Origin of the sequence: Dokdonia sp. (assembly GCF_039945015.1) — a bacterium.
GTDB lineage: Bacteria > Bacteroidota > Bacteroidia > Flavobacteriales > Flavobacteriaceae > Dokdonia.
In genome coordinates this window covers 183,958-205,478 of the sequence record NZ_JBDUXP010000019.1, presented here as the reverse complement: position 1 = coordinate 205,478, position 21,521 = coordinate 183,958, and the positions used below count along the sequence as shown (strand labels likewise).

Annotated in this window: 6 protein-coding genes; all 6 read right to left on the bottom strand. The window is 33.8% G+C overall.

Annotated elements, in window-relative coordinates:
• On the bottom strand, nt 1-4,929 hold a 4,929-nt coding region (locus ABJD27_RS15260; protein ID WP_348168066.1), incomplete at its 3' end, for an amino acid adenylation domain-containing protein.
• Between the two features lie 93 nt (nt 4,930-5,022).
• The gene (locus tag ABJD27_RS15255; RefSeq protein WP_348168063.1) at nt 5,023-11,382 is read right to left on the bottom strand and encodes an amino acid adenylation domain-containing protein; all 6,360 of its coding nucleotides are present in this window, start codon (nt 11,380-11,382) and stop codon (nt 5,023-5,025) included.
• Nucleotides 11,383-11,554: 172 nt separating this feature from the next.
• Entirely contained in the window at nt 11,555-13,159 is a 1,605-nt protein-coding gene (locus tag ABJD27_RS15250) for an MBL fold metallo-hydrolase (RefSeq protein ID WP_348168060.1), read from the bottom strand.
• Nucleotides 13,160-13,257: 98 nt separating this feature from the next.
• Entirely contained in the window at nt 13,258-17,784 is a 4,527-nt protein-coding gene (locus tag ABJD27_RS15245; protein WP_348168057.1) for an amino acid adenylation domain-containing protein, read from the bottom strand.
• Between the two features lie 345 nt (nt 17,785-18,129).
• Nucleotides 18,130-20,511: an ABC transporter permease gene (locus tag ABJD27_RS15240; protein WP_348168054.1), complete on the bottom strand. Its 2,382-nt coding sequence runs from the start codon at nt 20,509-20,511 to the stop codon at nt 18,130-18,132.
• A 77-nt stretch (nt 20,512-20,588) separates the two neighbouring features.
• Nucleotides 20,589-21,512: a class I SAM-dependent methyltransferase gene (locus tag ABJD27_RS15235; RefSeq protein WP_348168051.1), complete on the bottom strand. Its 924-nt coding sequence runs from the start codon at nt 21,510-21,512 to the stop codon at nt 20,589-20,591.
• Nucleotides 21,513-21,521: the final 9 nt, after the last annotated feature.

The window sequence follows — 21,521 nt, the reverse complement described above, 5'->3', positions numbered from 1 at the left end:
ACCATATGAAACCTCTACCTCACCATCTAAAAGGGCAATAGTATTAACGTGGACAACAGCAGTGGAATCGAAAAGATCCATCGGAACATCATTAGCAGGAAGACCATGATCAGTCGAGTTGAAACCCCAAAGTAACCTACTACGCTCCTCCGGTGATAAAACCAATGCCTTGGAAATTGCCTCACTACCATAATCTAACAATTTATAAATTGTTTTTTCAAATTGATCGCAAAACATATGAACCAAATACTCATCCATTAACTCGGGTGAATAATTTAACAAGATATTGTAATCATCGAGCGTTTTACTGAAAGTGAAATCTAGCAGAAAATTGTTTACCGAATATGAGTCGAGATTCAACTCATTGCTCAATTTCTGTTTACTATCTTGATGATTAACTGTAGTCAAAGCATGAAAATCGACAAAATTGAATGTAAAGTCCAAAATGGCGTTTCCACCACCAGATTCCTCCCCAATCGCCTCTAAAATATCAACAAAGGTGATTTTACCATTATTAACAACTTCCCTGTACTTTTCGGATAATTGAACAAAATATTCTTCCCAACTTAAACTTTGGTCCAAGACTAGTCGGACAGGCAGTACATTTAGAAAACATCCAAGTACTTTATCTCCATCTTCAATCTCAGGACGATTGCTATGAATTAAACCGACCAATATGTCATTCTTCATACTAAACATGTAGATCGCATAGAGGTAAGCACCCAAACACAATTGTTTTAGATCAATACCATAAGTTTTCTGTGCCAGATGTAATTTGTCAACAAAAGCCGGTTTTAGCTTTCTTTTATATTGATGTCTGATATTTACTGAAGCACTTTTTATTGTTTTGGTATGGATCTCGGTTTTAACATATCCTGCCAATTCATTTTTCCAATATTTTAGATATTGTCCTTCTTTTTTGTTTAGTACTTCTTCTAGAACATAGTCTTTATAACTACTTTTTAAAAATTTGGGCCTGAAATTGGAATCAAGGAGCAATGATTGGTAAACATTGTGGAGTTCTGCTTTGAAAGCCGAATCGCTCCAACCATCTATGATAGCATGGTGAATTACCCATACAAGTACAATTTCATTTTTATTTATCGCAAAGGTTGTAAACCTCCAAAGGGGTCCTTTAAATATATTGAAAGATTCCTTAACGTCATTATTCAGGAACGTTTCAATATGTTTATTTTGTTCATTTGATTTTAAATGGGAAATATCATGATGTATTTTAGTACCCTCCAATGAACGAAGGACTACTTGTACTGGTCGTTCCTCGTTCGTGAATTCGAAAAAAGTCCTCAATACTGAATGTTTCAGAATAAGTAAATCGAATGCTTTTGAAAACAAATCTGCATTAAAATTTTCATAATATACTTGATGCACCATTTGATCATGATAGAAGGTAGAGTCTGGTTCTTTTAGAGTGTGGAAGAGCATTCCCAATTGTATGTCACTTACAGGGTAAACATCTTCTATGTTACCAGCATCACCTTGCTCTTGCAAATACAATTCTCTATACTTGTCAAACTCTTGTTCTAAGATCTCAAATTTTTTCTGTCTATCATTAGTATTTTTTTTATCCTGTAGGACCGCTGCCAGAAGTTCTACAGTGGCATTATTGAATAAATCTTTGACTTTTAACTGTAGATTGAGTTTATTATTTATTTTGGAAATTAGACGTATCGCTCTTATAGAATCACCCCCAATTTGATAGAAGTTTTCGTCAACACCAAAATCATCGAGGTTCAAGACTTCTTTCCATAAATCATATAGAACTTGCTCTTCTTTACTCGTGGACATTTTCTTGGTTGAAATATGTCCATAATCAGGTAAAGATTTCCTGTCTAATTTACCGCTTGCAGTCATAGGAAGTTCTTCCATAGGAATAAAGTAAGAAGGAACCATATATGCAGGAAGGTTATTCGCTAAATCTACTTTAATTGAATTCAAATCAACCTCATCTTTCCAAACTATATATGCATAAAGATCTAACTCGCCTTGTAAATTAGACCTTGCCATCACGGCACAAGAACTTACCGAAGCACATTTGAGAATGTTTTTTTCTACTTCTCCGATTTCTACTCTATAACCTCGAATTTTGACTTGATTGTCTTTCCTTCCTAAATATGTTATCATAAGATTAGGTAACATCATTGCAACATCCCCCGTTTTATAAAGTTTGGTTCCGAACTCATAAGGGTTATCAACGAAACTTTCCTTATTCAAATCCGCATTAGATAAGTATCCGATGGCAAGTGCCTTACCTGCAATACAGAGTTCTCCAGGAACACCATATGGTAATGGATCAAGATTTTCATTCAGTATATATATTTGAACATTGTCAATGGGGTTACCTATGGAAACGGATGCCCCTATTTCACGCTTCATGGAATATTCATAAACCATACATCCAACTGTGGCCTCAGTAGGACCATACTCATTGTAAAGCTTAACCTCCTTAGGAAAAAATTTGGAAGCTTTTTGTGCCAAATCAGTTTCAAATTTTTCTCCTCCAACGATTATACCTTTTAAAGAAAAATCTTGAAGGCGATTTATTTTATTATAAATCATCTTATCATTTACAACCAACCTTAACTGTGAAGGAGTCAACTTAATAATCTGCACTTGATTATCTACAAGAATTTCATCCAACAAAAAATCGTTGTCATCCTTACTATATATTATGATACTATTCCCAGTGACTAGAGGAACAAAGATGGAAGTAATCACCATATCAAAGAATACAGAGGTGTACAACGCAAAATTGTAATCCTTGCCTCCATCGTAATATTTCGATGCCCAACTTATATAATTGTTGAGTGACCTATGGGCTACGTTTACACCTTTAGGCGTTCCAGTTGTTCCTGAAGTATATATAATATAGGCACTACTGTCAACTTCACTTAAATTAATATCTTCTGGAATGCTTTCAATATCAATAAGGTCGCAATCATCTATCCGTAAAATAGGCCAGCCTGAAATTTGCGCAAGATCTTTATTCTTCTCATCAGTAACCACCAAGTGACAATTACTATCTTTTAAAATAAAAGTCTTTCTATCTAGAGGGTCCTTTGGATTTAATGGTATGTAGGAGGCACCCAACTTGAGTATTCCTAGAATCGTAATTATCAGGTCTAAGGAACGGTCTAGCATAATACCAACCCTCTTTTGTGGTAATACCCCATTGGTCAACAAAAGATTAGCCATGAGGTTTGACTTCCTGTTTAATTCACCATAGGATATATGATCATTATAGAATTTTGCAGCAATTTTATCAGGACTTGACATAGCCTGCTCCATAAACAGATTAACTACTGTGGTCTCTACTGTGGTATTCTGGGATACGGAATTATACTGAACAGTTATTGCTTTCCTTTCATTTTGATCGAGCAACGATATATCACTTATTTTTTCATTAGGTTTCTTTAAAGTAAACAACATCAGTCGCTTAAATAATTCAAGGTAGTAATTTATAGTATCATCATCGAACAGGTATTCCGGATAGTTAAATATGAAATCGATTTCCTGTTCTCTTTCTAGACACTGAAGGGTTAGATCCCATTTGGCAATGTCTGTTTCAAAATCTAATTGAGAAAAAGTAAGATCTGGTAATTCAATTGTTGTGTCGGTCTGTCTATTGTAGAAAAACCAAGTATTGAATAAGGGAGATTGACCTGCTACAGCATTAATTTTTAATTCTTTTATCAATGACTCAAAAGAAAAATCTTGACATTCTAAAGCATTGGTAATGTTTTGGCTCAAAGCAGACGCCAATTCTTGAAAAGTAAGGTCATTATTTACATCAACCTTTATAGGCAGTGTATTTACGAACATACCGATTACGTCAGAAACTTGATGGTGGTTTCTACCAGTGGTAGGTGTTCCAATAACAAATTTCCTTTGCTGTGAGATTAAATATAAAAAAGTGGCGTACACAGAGAATAAATAAGAGAATCTAGTAACTTTCATTTGAATAGCGGCAGTATTAATTTGTTGCACCGATACTCCGTCTATAGTAACTTTAATAGACTTGCCCTTCATATGCATTGCCCTATTCTGGGTGTAATTTGAACTAAGGGTAAGGTAATCTACGTTTTCGTTAAATTCGTTTAGCCAATACTCACGTTGTGAATCAACTTTGATATTAAAATCATCACTATTTTGCCATTCACTAAAATCCGAATACTGATAATTTGTCGGAGTGAGCATTACCCCACTATAGATTGATATGAATTCTTTTACTATTATACCCTGTGATATTCCATCAAATACAATATGATGAGCATCAAATAAGAGCATTCCTTTATTCTCTCCAAATATGGCTATTCCGACCCTGAATAAAATATCTTTAGCTAGGTTAAAAGGTTGAACAAAATCAGATAAAACCTGTTCTTTCTCCCTTCCTTTTGTTTTAAGCAGTTCTATTTTAAAATCGACAGACGTCCTAATTCGTTGCAATGTGGTTTCATTTTTCTTAATGAACTGAGTTCTTAAGCTTTGATGTCTCTGTAAGATTATTTTGAATGTTGATTCAATTTTATTTATGTCAATGTTACCTTTCAGTTCGAAAAAAGATGTCAGATTATACGCGGTAGATTGCTCATCAAGCTTGTAGATGAGATAAAGCCTTTCTTGTTGATTACTTAGTGTATAGTATTCTTTATTAGCTGCCTTTTCTATTCCTTTGAAGTTAATAGTTGATTCCCTAAGCTTTAGAAAATCAACTAATTCTTGTTTATTACTCTTTATTTTATCGATAAGTTCAGGCGGAACATTTCCATTTGATTTGGAAATTCTCAAATTCTCCCCTTGAAGATCAACATTGATCCCAATGTTTTTTAATTTTCCTAAAAAGTCTCTTGGTTGCATAGCAATACTGGTCATTTGAGGTTGATGGAAGAGATCCATAATGGACTCTTTCATCAACAGATAAAAACTAACTTGTAAATATTAAGACATATACCTTTCCTTAAAGGAAAAGGGTTTTTAATGAACAATTGATAAAGAATATCATGATCATACAACTATATCCCCCGTCTGTGCTTTAGGGGTATCCGATTTAATTGAGGTTTCGTAACCTTCTATTTCCTTGCACAGTTCTCGTAGGGTAGGAATTCTAAAAACGTTCATTAGACTTATTCGAATGGACATTTTACGTTCTATTTCCGAAACCAGATTAAGAGCATCAATAGAGTTGCCTCCCAATTGTGCAAAATTAACATCAAGTGTGATTTTTTTTGAGTCAACTTTTAGAATCTGTGAGCAGATATCAGTGATTAAGAATTCTGTTGGCGTAGCTGGCTCCAAACTTTCACCCGAAAGCTCTATTTTAGGCTCAGGTAATGCTTTTCTATTCATTTTTCCATTACCTGTAACCGGGATTTCAGTGATTTTAGTGAAGTATGAAGGAATCATGTAAAATGGCAGTTCTTTATCCAAATACTGATATAATTCATTACCGACTATTTCATGATCCGAGGTATAATAAGCACATATCTTACGATCTCCACTATTGTTGGTCTTACGTATATCGACAACTACCTCTCCAATTTTGTCATGCTTTTTCAATTGTGTCTCGATCTCACCCAACTCAATCCTGTATCCTCTTAGTTTAATTTGAGAATCTAAACGACCTAAAAATTCCAAATTACCATTATCAAACCATCGGGCCCTATCTCCTGTTCTATATATCCTTTCGTTTTCACAAAATGGATTAGGTAAAAATTTAGAATTTGTCAATTTAATTTCATTCATATAGCCTTGAGCAAGGCAATTCCCACCTATATATAAATCTCCAGGTGTACCAATCGGGCAACAGTTTAAATAGGAATCTAAAACATAGTATTTGGCATTTTGTATAGGTTTCCCATAGGGGATACTTAACCAATTAGGGTCAATCTTATCCACTTCGAAAAAGTTTGACCAAATGGTTGCTTCAGTGGCTCCACCAAGCGCTGTAACCTTTACATTTTTAAAGTTAGTTTGTAAATTCTCCTTAATGGTCAAAGGAACCCAATCTCCGCTTAAAAATACCCTTTGCAATACACCTCTTTTTTCTTTGAACCGCTCACTCCCTAAATATGGTAGAAGTTGTTGAATTGCAGCGGGTGCCGAGTCCCAAAAGGTGATATTTTCCTCAAATAGTATATTTAATAAACATTCGGCATCCTGAATCTCTTTTTCATTAGCTAATCGAATTGTTCCTCCTGCCGCTAGGATTCCAAAAATATCGTAGACCGAAAGGTCAAATCCAAGCGATGCTACAAACAACAGCTTGTGGGACGAATCTATATCAAAAGTTTTGTTAACCCATTCTATTAAATTGATTGCGGGTTTGTGTTTTACCAATACTCCTTTCGGAAGTCCTGTGGAACCGGAAGTGTGGATGATATAAGCATAGTCTTCAGAAGAAGCACTAACGTTCGCATTCGTTGTAGGCAGTTGATTTATATATTCATTTTGTAAAATTTTTATTCCCCACTTTTTCTCCAGAATTGGAACAGTATTATCTTCTTTCATCTGCTCACCTAAACACAGGATATTCTTAATATCACATTCTAAATCAACTAGAGTTTCTATTTGTTTAAACTTATTCGTTTCAGTAATAAAATACTGCAATTTTAAAGATCTGCACATTTTGGCTATACGCTTATCTGGATGATTCGGATCTAAAGGAACGTACACCCCACCTGCTTTTAATACAGCCATAACAGCTATGACCATGTCAATTGAACGGTTCATCAGAATACCCACTAATTCACCTTTTGGAAGTTGAACTTCCAACAATGCATGGGAAACTTGATTGGTAATTTGATCCAATTCTCTATATCCTATTTCTTGTTCGCTAGTGATAATTGCAACCGCATCAGGGCATAGGACAGCACGCTTCTCAAACAAGTTATTTAATGTAATGTCATCGGAATACGGTTTCTTGGTGTCATTAAATTCAAAAAGAATCTTATGCTGATCTTTTTTTGATAATAATTGAACATCTGAACATCTCTTATTCGGATTTTCACTGATCGCGTCAAGTACATTTTCCAAGTATCCGAAATACCTGTCGATTGTAGTTTCCTTGAAGATATCGGTATTATACTCTAGGTTAAATTCCAATCTATCTTCTCGCGGAATACATTCAATGGTAAGATCAAACTTGGCAACCTTTTTGTCTATTTTGACAGGCTTTAATACTACTCCTGGAAGTTCAAAGTTTTTTTCCCACTCTTCTTGTAAAACAAACATTATATCGAACAAAGGAGTTCTTGAGGTATCAAATTCTAGCTCTAAATTAGATATAATATTTTCAAAAGAGTAATCTTGATGTTCCATTGAAAGAACCATCTGACTTTTTGTTTCCATAACTAGCTCGGAAAATTTCTTTTTATTTTCTGGAAAAGTTCTTATTGCAAGGGTGTTTACGAACATTCCTATCATATCGTTCAACTCAGAGCGATTTCTTCCACTTACTGAGGTGGCGAGCACAACTTCTTCTAGATTACTCAATTTCCCAATAAACACACTGACACAGGTTAGCAGTAAGGTAAAAAGGCTTACATCTAATTCTTTAGCTATATTTCTGAACTGATCTAATTTTTGTTTAGAAATATTATATGTTTTTAACCTCCCGTTATTTGTCTTTACTAATGGTCTTTTGGCATCTATTGGAAGACTATCCAATGGGACGTATCCTTTGAACAACTCTTTCCAGTACTTACCACTGTTCTGGTATGATTGAGATTGTGTTATATAATTTTGCCACTCTGCGTATTCTTTATACTGGAATTCCAGTTTTGGTTGTTCTTCATTACTATATGCGCATAGGAAATCCTGGACAAAGACATCAATTGATACACCATCACAAATGATATGATGCATATCTAAGATCATGGTGTTCTGCTGTGGATTGTTCTTGACTATGGCTACCCTCATCAAGGGAGGATTGGACAAATCAAAGGGTCTAAAAAACTCTTTCTTTATTGTAGTAAGGGGTGTTTTTTTGCTATCAAAATATTCAATCCTTAACAAACCTTCGTCATGTACTTTTTGAACAAGCGTTTCGTTTATGTTCAAAAAGGAAGAGCGAAACACTTCATGCCGATTTAGGAGAGTATTAAAGGCCGACTCAATTCTTTCATTATCTAAATTGCCTAATATCTCAAAGCTGGCCGACACATTGTAGCTTAAGTCGTTTTTGTTTAGTTGATTTAATATAAAAAGACGCTTCTGCGCATGGGACTGGTCGTAAAATTCTTTTTTTTCCGATTTCACAAAAGTGCTATTCCCTTTACCATTTAATTGTTCAAAATAAATTGCCTGTTTTTGAATGGTATTATGCTCGTATAGATCTGAGATTTTGATGTTTTCATTGACTGCATCATTTAGTTTAATAAGCAATTTTATTACAGTAAGGGAATTGGAATCCAAAGTAAAAAAATCACTATCCGCGTTAATTGCAACTTCTTGCTTTTGCAATACATTAGTCCATATATCGAAGATTCTTTGTTCCATTTCGGTCGTAGGAAGAATAATTTCATGTTTTCCCACATCATCTAACTGCAATTCGTCTCTATCTATTTTCCCATTTGTTGTAAGCGGAAACTTAGCCAAGAGTTTATAATGAATCGGTAGCATATAATCGGGCAATCTTCTTTTCAAATAAGATTTGATCCGTAATTCATCCAATGCAGATTTAGGAGAAGTATAAAATGCACAAAGTTGTGGTTGCCCATTTTTATTAATCACCTTAACAATTCCTTGATCCACTGAGACCATTTTGTTTAAATGATGTTCTATTTCACTCAATTCTACTCTATAACCATTAATCTTGATCTGTTCATCTATTCTTCCTAAAAGTATCAGTTCATCTTGGTTATTCCAATAGGCCATATCGCCGCTTTTATACAACAAGCGATTTTGCCCATCAATCTTAATACTTACAAATTTATCTCTAGTACTTACCTCATCGTTCAAATAACCATTACTTAGACAAGCACCGCCAATATGTAGTTCTCCTCTTGCCCCTTTTGGTTGTAGATTACCATTGACATCCAAAATATATAGGCATGTATTATCAATGGGCTTTCCAATTGAAATTGCATCACCGTAATTTTCAATTTTTGCGACACTGCAACCAATAGTTGCTTCGGTAGGTCCATATTCATTATATATATTCATGTTGGGATTTAATTCCTTTAGAATATTAATCTGCTCCATTTTTAATTCTTCACCACCTATAATTGCAGTAGATACTGTTGTAGATTTAAGTGAAAGGTAACCCAGAATGTTAACATGCGAAGGGGTCATTTTAACAGCATCAATATCAGATTTCGATTCAAAGACTTGCCTAACTATCTCAGATATATCTTCCTGTTCGTCGAAGATCACAATTTCATCTCCTCTCAAAAGAGTCGTAAATATGCTGGTCATAGTGAGGTCAAAAGACAGAGATGTAAAAAAAGCAAAATTGTTTCCGCGTCGATTTTCGAAATAATAAGTATTTGCCCAAGTCAAATAATTCACAAAACTTTTATTTCTCACTTCCACTCCTTTTGGATTCCCCGTAGAACCCGAAGTAAAGATTACATAGACTGGGTCGTCATGCACCAAACCAGGGTTAATCTCTACATTTGCAATTGGTTTAACATCTTCGATCAAACATTGAGTTATACCTGAAAACGTTGTCTTCTTCATACTTTTTGAACTGACCGCCAACTTAGATCTGCTAAGCGATAGTATATGATCAACTCTTCTGGAAGGATAATTAGGATCTATGGGAACCAAGACCCCGCCACATCGCATAATTGCTAATGCCGCAACAATAAACTCAATGGAACGTGGAAGCAGAGTAGCAACTGTCTGTCCTTTTTGAACCTTAAATTCTTGTATTAAAAAAGACGCAAGTTGATCTACTTCATGTTCCAACTCGTTATAAGTCAGTTTTCGATCTTTATATACAATAGCAACTTCTGAAGCATTGTGTCTGAACGAATCATATATTAAATCCGATACGCTAGAACGAGGTATATCTTTTGATGGACCCTCGGAGTTTCCGAGTAACTTGATTTTCTCATTTTGGGAAAATGCCTCAAGTTCCCTTATTTTTATATTTTTTGTTTGAATGACTTCTTCAAACAAATTCTTGAAACTATCTGCCAAGTATTCAATTCGTTCCGATTTGATAGCGTTTTTATCAAACGCGAAATCGAACTTTAAACATTTGTCGGCAAAGATAGTTAAGGTAAAATTATAAACCGAAAGCTGGTCAGGTGAGACGAGTTCAAAATCAAAAGAACCGTAAGAACTGGCTGGAGCATTTTGAAATACTAGTATGTGATCAAAAATATTTTTCCCTTTACCTACTGCTTTTAAAATTTCGGTCAGGGGAAGACTATGGTGACTATCTCCATGGAGATTCTCATTGTGGACTCTCTTGCACAATTGCTCGAACTCCTCCTTATAATCCAAGGTAATTCTTCTCGGTACAGTGTTTATAAATAGCCCAACGGTTTTAGTAAAGTCAACATCGAAAAAATTCCTTCCAGAAACGACACATCCAAAAACGGTGTCATTTACATCATTAAATCTTGACAGCAAAACGGCCCAAAGACATTGAACAAGGGTTCCCAGGGTTACATTATATTCTGTAGATATTTTATTTAATCTTGTAGTTTGTGATTCATCTAAGGCAAATTGAATTTTTTCCGATGCTTTTCCTCTTTCTCCTCTTTCTACCCCGGTAAAATAGTTTATGACATCATATTTTTTTAAATAATTATTCCAATACTCCCTTGATTCGCTTTCATTCATTTTAGAAAGCAGTGCTATGTACTTTTTGTATAAGTTAGAGGCAGGTGGCAAAGCAATATTATTACCTTCAGTAGCTGTATAAATATCAATAAATTCATCAACCAAAATATTAATCGACCAGGCGTCTAAAATAATGTGGTGATAGCTCCAAAGATAATGATATAAATTTTCTTCCAATTTAAAAACGGCAACACGCAACGGTACATCCTTGCTCAAATCAAAACCTCTTTTACGATCTCTTTTTTCAAATTTACCAATAACCTCGTTTTGCGTATTTTTATCAAACGCACTGATATCATTAAAATGAAATGGAATATCTCTTTCTTTTAAAACAACTTGTTTTGCACTAGGAACATTTTTAAAAACAAATACCGTGCGCAGGGAGTCATGTCTGTTGACAATTTCAAACAACGTTTTCTTTACAATCTCAATATCTATGGATTTGCGGCTTAAGAATTTTGATTGTATGTAATAGGGATCCGTCGAACTAGTCTCTAGAGATGCCAATAACATATTTTCCTGCATTGGAGTTAATCCATAAATGTCATCTATTTCTCCTTTAATTTTCATACTTATTCTTTAAGGTATTATACTTACTTCTGGTTGAATATTTTTTTTGATGATTTTCATCTATTTAAGAAAATGGCTAATCCCAAAGGATATTATCTACATAGGATAGTAGCATTTTTATGTAATGTCACGGAATCAAAACGAAGTAAAATTGTGTGTTGGGATGCCTGGATCAGTCTGTTTCTCGTAGTAATTCTTTTTTTCCGTAAAGCCTTTCTGAAGTTATTCCCTTTTCCTTACAGAACCGTACCAGGTCATTGGACTCCAATATAGGTAATGAGTCTTCTTGATACTCCAAGCCCATCATGAACTTCAACCAGGGCTCAGCACCAAAGGCATAAACATATACTTCTTTTGGGTTGAATATTTCTACTAAGGAATTACCCTGAAGACAATTAGATCCATTTAATTTTCTAGAACGGTCTTCATCTGGCGTCATTTCTTCGAATAATAGTGGACCATATATCCACGTCAGAGGGGCTCCATCACATTCCATACCTAAAAATAGAATATCCACATCTCCTATTAGTTTTTGAACTTTCTTATAAAGATTAGGTTCAATGTTACATGAATCTGCTGCAAAAAGAACACTTAAATTGTTTATTTTCAAATGATAACATAGTTTGGCGTTAATATCCAAATCACTATGCTCTCCCATAAAGGGTATTCCAGTAATTACGATGTCCCCGATAATCTGGGAATCCATCTCATCCATTTCGACGACATTTTCAAAACCAATATTTGTTAATGCTAATCTCAGGCTTGGATCTTGTAAGGCTCCAGGATTACATCTGGGCACTATCAATTTCTTAATTTTGTGCCTTATTGGCAAAAGTGTCTCAAGCACAACATGATCCTGATGATTGTGTGTTATTATTACAGCGTCTATTTTGTTGGGTAGATCATTGAGGGTAAAACGATCTAAATCAATGTCAAAACCATCATAACCAATGAAAGGATCTACAATTACCGCTGTGTTTTTCGTTTCTACTAAAACACAGGCATGACCAAAATACCTTATGCGAACTCCTTCATTATTAAATGGTTCAATTTGCTTTGGAAGTTTATCAGTCAATAACTTCATTAGCTTAACCTCGTCTTCTGCATCTAAATCTATGATCGAAAGAATTTCATTCACCGTTTTAGGTTCCCAACGCATTTTTGAAATTTCATCGATAAAATGATTTTTAAAGGCTATGTTTAAAAATAGCTTGTCTTGGTAATTAATTCTGGGGGTTCCGAATATAAAATCTCTTTCATCATCTTCAACCAACTGCAAAACAACACTTTGCATATCCTCTCGATAATAATCACTTTTATAGAGTAACGCTTCCTTAAGTTTGAAAGAGGCATTGTTATTAAGATCGTATACAATCTCTATAAATCCTTTTAGAATTTCTGGTACCTCCTCATAAATTTCATCCAAATTATATCCTGTAGCCTCATCTTTGAGAAGATAATGCAATTCATCCAAGGCATCGGAAAAGTCCAAAAGGTTTTTGAGATTCGCTTTGGTTTCCTCGACAACATTCCTAACTGTTTGTACCTCACTTGCCGAAATGTTCATAAACGGTCCTCCTAACATTTCAGGGCTTTGTAGTGCGATTTCGTGCACTCGCGGGGAATCGATAAAAGAAGTCATAATTTTCAAGTGTCGATTTTTGATATTTCTTACCGCAGTGGCAGGAGAAATTAGATGTGTGTTCGCATACCATCTATCAATTAAAGGTTCCAACAATACATTGGCCCGTAGGTAATACTTTTTTTCAGTTGTCATATTGATTTGTTTTATTGATTTTAAATCAACTTTTTAGAAAAAAATTGTTTTTCAAAGAACTATTTAAAGACATCGCAAAGGTGGCAACGTTCTAAATATTATGGTTTTTCAAAAAGTTGGTTAATGATGTTCAACTCTTCCATACTCAAGTTTTTATCGGAAAAATCGCTAGGTGTCCGAATTCCGGTTTTTTGACCCAAACAATGGGTTATAATTTCATTTAGTTTTGCTCTAAAGGAATCCACTAAATTTGATATTGGAAAACCTTGATAGTATTTATTATCATAATCAAAATAAACTTCCAGACAATCTTGATTTATCATTGCTGAGACCAACAACTTATACATAATCTCATTTTTTCTATCCATAGTACCTCTGTCATTATGGAATTCGCATTCAATACCTTTCCTTTGAACAGCATCGTCCTGTATATCACCAAGGTAATTGAAGAGGACAGGTGCGTTGATATTTAAATCAACATTTGGGGTTAAATATTTTAATACTCCATAACTCAGACCATTAAAAGGAACCTTTCTTATTGTTTCTTTTACTTCTACAAGATTTTCTCCAATATTGTTCGCGTTTTTTAATCCAAATAGAACTGGGTAAATATTCGTAAACCACCCTACCGTCCTGTTCAAGTCAACAGCATCTTTTATATTTTCTCTTCCGTGACCTTCAAGTGCTATGATTAATTCGCTTTGTTCGGTAATCTCAATGTAAGCCTTAACAATTGCGGTAATGAGAACTTCTGCCAAAGTCGTATTATAAGCCTTATTAACTTTGTACAATAAATTTTGAGTATCACCTCTTGTTAGTTTAATCGAGATCCGTTTAAAGTCACTCCATTTACTTTTTACAGGAAAAACATTGTTTGTTATATTTTTTGATTGAATACTTTCCCAATGTTCAATCGTTTTTAATAAACGACTCTCTTTTGCAAATTCCAATAAGGATTCTGCCCATTCTTTTACAGAACTAGATTTATGTTGATCTTTTCCAGTCTTACCCAAGGCTATGTTCTCATATATATCAATGAAGTCCGACACTAAAACCCTCCATGAAACTCCGTCCACAAGTAAATGATGGGCTATTATAATCAATTGATCCTTTTCCTGGTTAGTGACCAGCGCAAAAACCATCATTTTACCGCTTTCGAGGTCAATTGATTCTCTTAATTTGTCTTTACTTTCTTGAAGGAATATGTCAGTATTTTCATGATTTTCAAAACTCTGGAAATTCACGGTAAGATTATCTGTTCTGATAGTCTTGATTACCTCAGTTTCGAGGTTTTTATAGATGGCTCTAAGATTGTCATGAAGTCCTTGTAACAAATTTAGGGCTTGATGTAAGTGTTCTTTATTAAGTCTTTTAGAAAAAGTTAAAGTGATCCCTTGTGTAAAGTTGTTTGGATTGGTGAAGTTTGAATTAAAAAACTGTTTTTCAATGGGTGTTAATGGAACTTCACCAATTACCTCTTTACTATTATACTCTGAAGTAATTATATTTTCGATCGTCGCAAAAAGTTGACGTAGACTACTTGCTTTCATGATTTCAGGAATGTTTATTTTGAATCCTTCTTTTGAAAATCTTGATTGCAATTCAATGGCCTTAATAGAATCACCTCCTGAACCTATAAAACCATCTTCAATATCAATTTCTGAAAAACCTAATACATCTTTACATATTCCAAGTAATCTTGTTTCGGTGTCTGAAAGCTTAATCTTTATTTTGGAGCTTTTTTTATTCAAACCAATGGATATTTTCTTGAGTGAAGATCTATCTAATTTGCCATTGATATTTAAAGGAAAAGATTCCAAATAATGAAACTTTGACGGAATCATATATGATGGGAGATTGTCTTTGAGGTGTGCAATAAGCTCACTTTTATCCTGCTCGTTGTTCGCTGTATAAAAGGCATATAAAAAGCCCTGATCATTAGCATCTGTTTTGTGTAGTACAGCAACTTTACTTATGGGAGAATAATTTTCCAAAACACGTTCAATTTCTGGTAATTCTATTCTAAATCCTCGAAGTTTAACTTGATAATCTAGTCTTCCCAGGTATTCAATTTGACCCGCTTTGTTCAGTTGGGCCAAGTCTCCAGTTTTATATATCCTTTCGACTCCCAACGCGTTATCTTTCTTGAATTTTTGATGTGTTAATTCTACCTTATTAATATACCCCCGAGCCAACCCCATCCCAGAAATAGCCAATTCACCCGGTACTTCGCTTGGTTGTCTACTCCCTAGTTTATTGATAACAAAAAGTTTGGTGTTGTCTATTGGTCGCCCAATGGGTATATTTTCAACTTTTACATTAGCATCACAATTATAGTATGAGACGTCTATAGTAGCCTCCGTCGGACCATACAGATTGACTAGTTGTGTGTTTGTATTTTCGAACAACTCATTAAATTTTGAAACATTCTTTTTAGTAAGAGCTTCGCCGCTACAAAAAACGTGTCCCAAGCTCTTTAGTTTTTGAATTGAATAATCTGTTATACTGTTTAAAAATGCGGTCAGCATAGAAGGCACAAAATGTATTATGGTTGCTTGATTGGTATAAATAGATTCTACGATTTGGTTAGGCTTACTTTCATCTCCCTCTGGTAGGATTGTCACTAACCCGGCATTTAAAGACCACCAAAACAACTCCCAAACAGACACATCAAAGACTGGAGTTGTTTTATGCAATATGTTACTATCGGGTCCAATAGGGTAGTTCTTTTGCATCCAAAGTAACCTATTTAAAAGTGCACCGTGATCGATCATTACACCTTTGGGTCTTCCTGTTGTACCTGAGGTATAAATAACGTAGGCAAGATGTGTTGGCTCAACTCTAATTTCATTTTGTTCGTTAAGCTCCTCACAATCTTCAATAAATATAGTTTCTGTTACGTTTGAAGGAACTTTATCTTTATATTTTTTGACCGTTAAAACATGTTTACACGAACTGTCTGCAATTATATATTCAACTCTTTTTTCTGGAAACTGTGGACTAATTGGCATATAGGCTGCCCCAGACATCATAATACCATAGACCCCTATTAAAAAGTCAAGAGAGCGGTCTAAATAAATCGCGACTATTGTATTTGCTTGAACACCTTTAGTTTTTAAGGCATTTGCTACCGACAAAGATTTATTGAAGAACTTTTCATAGGAATACTTATCACCACCTGATATTATCGCTATTTTTTCAGGATTCTTTTTTACTGTACGTCGAAAAAGATCAATTATAGTTTCGTTTCCTAAAATCTCGACGGTGGTATCATTAATATTATATTTTGATCCTATTTCTTCCTGTCCCTTAGCTATATTTATATTCTTAATCTGGTGTTCAGGAAATTCAATAAAATAGTCAAGTACTATTTTAAATTGATCTGCAATGAGTTGTATGGAACTCTCTTCGAAAACCGAAGCATTATAAACAAAATCAATGTTAAGCTCATCAAAAAAGGAAATCTCTATGGTTAGGTCATAATGATTATTAGAAATGGCTTCTATCGAATCTAAATCGATAAAATCTCTGTAGTTTTTCAATAGGCTTCCCAAAGGGTAATTTTCGACAACGAGAATGGAATTAAAAAGTTCTCCTTCCTCTGGCAAATTAAGCCACTTTTTAATTTCACTTAACTGAACTAATTCAAATGAACTACGTTTAATAAAACTTTCAGAAAGGTTTTGTAAATAATCTATAATAAGCTGTTCAGAATTACTTTTGACACATAATGGCAGACTGTTAATAAACAATCCTACAGTATTATTCAAATTAACTACGTCAATGTCTCTACCAGAAGTTACAGAACCAAAAATAGCACGGTCGGAATTATTATAAATCTGCAAAAGTAATCCCCAAACACCATGCATTAGATGTCCAATTGTCAATTTATTACTACTGCTAAAATCTTGAACTTTAAATTTAGAATAAGGGAGTGATACCTTTTTAAATAACTTCTCTATTGTAGGTTTGGATCGCCTATAAGGAAGTCCTGTTGGTTTGTCTACAACACCCAAATGTTCAATCCAAAAAGCCTTGCTTTCTTCGCTTTGCAAATGATTTATGCCCTCAATATATTTTTTTATCCCCCTTAATTTTTCACGGTCAGCATTTTCTTCTTGGATTCCCTTATAGATATATCCGAATAATTGATTCAGAAGGATTATATTACTCCAGCCATCATACAAAATATGATGATTACTTATAACTACCCTATATTCATCCGAACTTAGCTGACATAATGATACTCTAAAAGGTATTTCTTCAAGGTTAAAATGTTTCTCATAATCGTTTTGGGCAATGGATTTGCAATTTTCGATTTTTCTTTCTTTTTTTTCTTTTGTCAAATCGTGAAAGGTACAGGCAAATGGCACCTTTCGTTGATAGATTGCCACCGGACTGGAAATGTTCTTCCATCGAAATGAACATCGAAGAGCAACATTATTTTCGACCAAATATTGGAACGCTTCTTCTATAACTTCCTTGTTTGCTATCCGTTTAAGATCAAAACATAATTGCTCCACATAAATTGGCAGAGAAGTTTGGTTAAGACACTCAAAAAGAATACCTAATTGAGTTGGGGTTAGGGGAATTATGTCGAGTACGTTTTTTCTGTTTAAACTCATATTGGTTCACTTGATTGGCCAGGTGGTTTTATTCGATAACGGGCCTAGAAAATTACATTTACAGAGGAATTGATTTATAATCAAAAAGAATCACTAGCATCCGAAAGTTGTATAAATTACCAATGCTGTATTTCTTATGCATTTGAAGACATAAGTTTTATGCTTTCGCGAAAGCGTATATTAAAGAAAACATCTTTTTAGATAATTTTGTGGTTGCTTCTAAAATTATAAAAGGCAATAACTTGTTTTTCAAAATTCTATAACCTTGATTCTCTAAGTATAGTAGCCTTTACTCAAAAGCTTGGGAGTTATGAGAAAAATAAATGAAAGCTATTGTGAATTTGCTTAAATGTCTTCTCTTAACTTATTTATTGGATTTTGAACAGCGGCAATGTAAATAGACCGAACTACCGATAGAAGAACAATAGGTAGAAGAATCAACAATGGTAAAAGAATGAACCACTTACCAATTGATATTCTATAGGCATAATTATTCAACCAATTGTCTGCAATGAAATAACTTATTGGCAAGGTCAAAACGGCGGCTATCACCAAGAGAATTAAATACTTCTTAACACACATTTTTAAAATGCTAAATATTCCGGCCCCAAGCACTTTTCTTATGGCTATTTGCTTCGCCTGTCTTTGCACATTAAATTCTGTCATTGTCCACAGCCCCATACAGCACAGAACTATAGCCAAAATTGATAGAGCAGCTATAATCGCCCTAAAATTCTGATCTTTTTTATACTGATTCATAAAGTGGTTGTCCAAAAATTGGTAATCAAAAGGGAAATCTGGGTAAATGGCTTCATACGAAGCTCTAACTTTTTCTATTATTTTATCAGTTTGGCTATTTCGTCCCAGTTTTAGAGAGAAATACCCACTGGGCCATTTTTGATAAACATAGGCACTTGGAACAATCTTGTCCTTCAAGGATAGTTGATGAAAATTATCTATAACACCTACAATGGTGTATTTCCTTTTTGAATCAAATATTAATCTTTCATCTATCGCCTCATCTGCTGTTTTGAAATTAAAAAAATCTAAGGCTGATTTATTTATTAAGACCGCCTCAGTTTTATCAGAAGGGAATTCTATAGAGATATTTCTTCCAGCCAGCATTTTTATTTCAAAAGTTTTCAAATACTCAAAATCAATCTGAACGGTGTTCATCAATAGTGATTTTTGGTACCCTTCCCTATTTATTACTTTTGTAGTCAATACTTGTTCTCCAGGAATTAATGCAGCCGAAACAGACTCAATATCCGGGAATTTCAAAAGCTCTCTCTTAAAAGCATTGCTTTTATCATCTTCAATTTCCATCATATCCCTAACAAGCAAAACATTGTTTATATCTATACCTAAGTCTGCTTTTGACATATAATTAAATTGATTAAAAATCACCAAAGTCAGAGAGATGAAACCAAGACAAAGAGACAACTGCACAAAAACAAAAATATTATTAGCGCTCAATACCTTGTTCTTTTTTAATACCTCCCCCCTTAGTAATTCATTTAAACCAAAAGAAAAGACCACTAATGTTGGCATTATACCGGCCAAAAATGATGTTAGTAATAAAACGCCAAACAATATTAAAAAGAAAGTAAGGCTCAGCTCTCCAAAAATACCAACCTCTATGTCAAAAAATATTCCTGTTGGTAAAATTGAAATAAAGACGAATGCAATAATTGCACATATAAGATTAAAGATTATAGATTCTATAAAAAATTGCTTTCTAAATGACTTTGGTTGAGCACCATATAATTTTCTTACTCCTATTTCTTTTGTTCTTGTAAACAACCTAAAAAGGGTAATATTTATATAATTCATCATTGAAATAATCACAATTGCAATAGAGACAATGGTCAAAAACTGTATCAGTCCCAAACTACCTCTTGGAAGGTCATCATAAGTTAAAGATTCGGACTTTAAGTGCATATCGGTTAGTGACTGCAGTTCATATGTTATTTTTCTACCTGGAGCAATAGTATGGTTATCAGAATGCATTTTGGTAAGAAATTGTTCAAAATTAACATGATCCACCTTCTTGTCCAATACTAGAAATAATCCAAAAACCGTATTATTTTCCCAATCCATATTATCCATATAAGGGAATGCCTTCATGGGCAGAAGAACATCAAAATCTAAGCTAGAATTTTTAGGTGGATCTTTGATGATACCTCGCACAGTAATCTTTGTACCATCATTCCAATCCAAGACCTGTCCAATCCCATCCTTAACATTACCAAAAACCCTGTTCGCAAATGATTCTGAAATAAAACAAGAATTTATGTCTGAAAATGAAGATTGATTACCGTACAAAATTTGAAAATCAAATATTTCCAAAAAATTTGCATCTACATAATATGATCTCTTACTTGTTCTAAAAAATTCTTTACCCTTAAGTACATTTATATCCTTGGGTAGTTCAAGTGTTCTGGTATAATCATTTACCCCAAGATAATCACTGCTATATTCACCCATAAGTTTGGGAACTAAAGGCCAGTGATATTCAATTTCGCCTTCAGAAGTAGATTTAGAAATTACCCTATAGAGTTGATTCTCTTTAGTATGAAAATCATCATAGCTAGCTTCAAATAAAAGCACTTGAAGGATCGAAATAAATACACCTAGAGCTATAGTTATTCCAATTACACTGATTAAAGTTACAGTTTTGTTCTTCTTTGTATTTCGTATAAATGTTTTTAGATAATTTTTGATCATTTTTTATTATTTTTTGAAGTCAAAATTTAAGTGTATATCATCTAGCATTTTAGTTCGAAACATACCTTGTTATATTTCTAAAACTTAATATTGTCACGAGTATAAATTTTGGCATTATAACGCAAGGAGGAAATTTCTACAAAATCTTCAAAATTTATAGAAGATCTAAGCCTAAACAATTCAGATCCAGGTATATCAGGAAGTGATGATTCAAGAAAAATTAATATAAACTTATTATTGGTTTCTGAAGTAAAATCGATTAATCGTCGAAAAAAATGTGACTCCATATGATCAGGGAACGGCGCATAAAAATAATATACTGTATTCTTCTCGGGGAAATTAAAATTCAAGGCATCACAGCATATAGTTTCGATATTAACACATTTTTGATTGATTGAGTCATACTTATTTATATTTTGATAGGCAATTCCATTGAGGTATTCTGAAATTTCAATACCTATAATTTTTTCAAAAGGATGATGAGAAGCCAACAATAGACTTCTACCCATACCAGAGCCAACATCAATAAAAGTATAATCTTCATATTCAAAATCATATTTTGATATGAAGCACATCAATTTGTTAAATAACCTTGAAGGGCTTGGAACATATCTTACGAAGTTGTTAAAGCGCTCCAAAGAAATCAGTTCATTTAGTTCGAACTGCTCTAAAGTTTGATCAGTTATAGTTTGATGCCTTTTGTCAAAATTATCTAGAGCCTCTATTATCTTTACACGTTTGGGAAAATTACCATAGTCAACGCTCTTTATAATACCCTTAATAAGTTCCTTGGTTTTGAGGCTTTGATCTGACATAAAGTGTTCTATCATATTTCTAACATTAGTGATAGTAATCTGATTGTCAATTTTTTGATATACGTCATCACATACCTTTCTAAAAACTTTTCTTTTGGCTTTTTCTCCCTTATAGTTGATTAAATTTTTAGATAAATCTTTTAATTCGGTCACTAGAACAGTAACTATATCTGTTTTACTATTCATTATTTCCCA